Raw genomic sequence first — 1,926 nt, forward strand, 5'->3', positions numbered from 1 at the left:
ATCTTGCGGGCCACGTCGGGGTCTTCGATGGCAGCGAGAAGGCGCATCGGCTCGCCGCAACGGGGGCAGCAAAGCGCATCGACCTCGAAGACACGCTGTAGGAGATCGGCCCAGGCAGTTCGCCGCGGAACGGGGCGCACAGGTGCAGCATTTCGACCCGAGTGGGGTGGGTCCACTGCGCCCGGGTCCCCGCGAGCCGGTTCAGCGCGGGCCAGGGGATCGGAGGTGCGGTCGGCACCGTCTCGCGGGGCCGGGTCTTCGCGGGTGGGGGGCCCCTGGTTCGGATGCCCCGGTCGTCCATGGGACGGACCCTGGCGCTCGTCGGACAGCGGTGCTTGTGGCTGGGCCGTGGCCAAGGGGGGCCGCGGCCCGGGCACGACGCGATCGCGGGCGCTTGCGCAGGGTGCCAGCACGCCGTGGTACGGGTATGCATTCCCTGCGGATCCGCGAACGCGTGACAAGTAGCTCGATTCCGAACTCCAAGTTTCAATTGAGGTTCCGGGTACGGGATCGACGACGAAAATTTCTCGAGAGTCCGGCCAGGATTCGTCGTTTGAGGGGACGGCCGAGGTGCGTTATGGGCCCCGAGCCCGTCGTGGTATGTGGCCGCCCTACGACTCACCCGGATGCACTTCGAGTGCGAATAGGTAGCTGTCGTGAATCCCCCAAGGCCGGACTCTCTTTACGGAGAGCATCATGTTCTACTACGGACTCGACGTCCACAAACGATTCATTCAAGTCTGTCGCATCGATGGGGCGGGAAAGGCGAGGAAGGACTTCCGAGTCGATGCCACCCGCGACGCGATCCTGGCGTTCGCCAAGACCCTTGGTCCCGATGATCAAGTCGTGCTCGAGGCGACCTTCCACACTTGGGCGATCTGGACCTTGCTCGTTCCGCATTGCGGTCGAGCAGTGGTCGCCAACCCGTTGCGGGTCAAGGCCATCGCCCACGCGCGGATCAAGACCGACAAGGTCGATGCTCACATCCTGGCTCAGCTACTCCGCATGGATTTCATCCCCGAGGTCGAGATGCCCGGCGAAGAAACCTGGGAGCTGCGGCAGCTCGTGTCCCACCGCCTGCTCCTGGCTCGCAAGCGCACTGCAGTGCGCAATGCGATCCACTCCATCCTGAACCGCAAACTTCTGCACTGCCCTCATTCCGAACTCTTCTCTCTCGTTGGTCGCCGGTGGATGCTGGCGCAGCAGTACACGGAGATCGAGCGCTTCATGCTGGAGAACAACCTTTCGCTCTTCGACGAACTCGTGCGCGGCATCCAGGTTGTCGAGGAGAAGATGATCGCGATCGCGTCAAGAGAACTCGACATCAAGCTGCTGATGACCATTCCTGGGGTGAACGTCACGGTCGCGATTGGGATGATGGCGACGATTGGGGAGATCGACCGGTTTGCCACGCCGGATAAACTCGCGAGTTACTTCGGATTGGTCGCACGCGTTCACCAGTCCGCAGATCACTGCTACCACGGGCGGATCACCAAGGAGGGAAGTAGCTCGGCCCGCTGGCTCGCCGTAGAGGCCGCTCAAAGCCTTGCGCAGTTGTCATCTCCCTTAGCTGCGAGCTACCACCGGATCAAGCGCAAGCGGGGACACAACGTCGCGGTTGTGGCGCTGGCCAGGAAGCTCGTGGTCGTGGCATGGCACATCCTGCGCAATCAAGAGCCCTACCGCTACGCGCCTGTGGCTCGCACGCGGCAGAAGCTTCGCCGCCTAACGCCGGCGAGTCCCCCTGCCACGCGCGGTCAGATGCCCCGAACTCTCGATGCCGTCTACGCGGAGGCGGATCTACCGGCACTCTCCGCGGCCTCGGCAGGAGAGAAGCGCGCGGCATCGAGAAACAAGCGCGGCGTAACGATCGCCAAGAAGCGGGATCGTGCGTGAACCGAAAAAGTGCACCCCATGGCAAAACCA

At 63.6% G+C, this 1,926-nt stretch carries 1 protein-coding gene; it reads left to right on the forward strand.

The window, feature by feature from the left end; genetic code table 11:
- Positions 1 to 696: 696 nt before the first annotated feature.
- Complete coding sequence (locus GY937_17495; protein ID MCP5058500.1) at positions 697 to 1,896, forward strand: IS110 family transposase; 1,200 nt, start codon at positions 697 to 699, stop codon at positions 1,894 to 1,896.
- Positions 1,897 to 1,926 lie beyond the last annotated feature (30 nt).

The sequence above is a fragment of the bacterium genome (genome assembly GCA_024228115.1).
Taxonomy (GTDB): Bacteria; Myxococcota_A; UBA9160; order UBA9160; family UBA6930.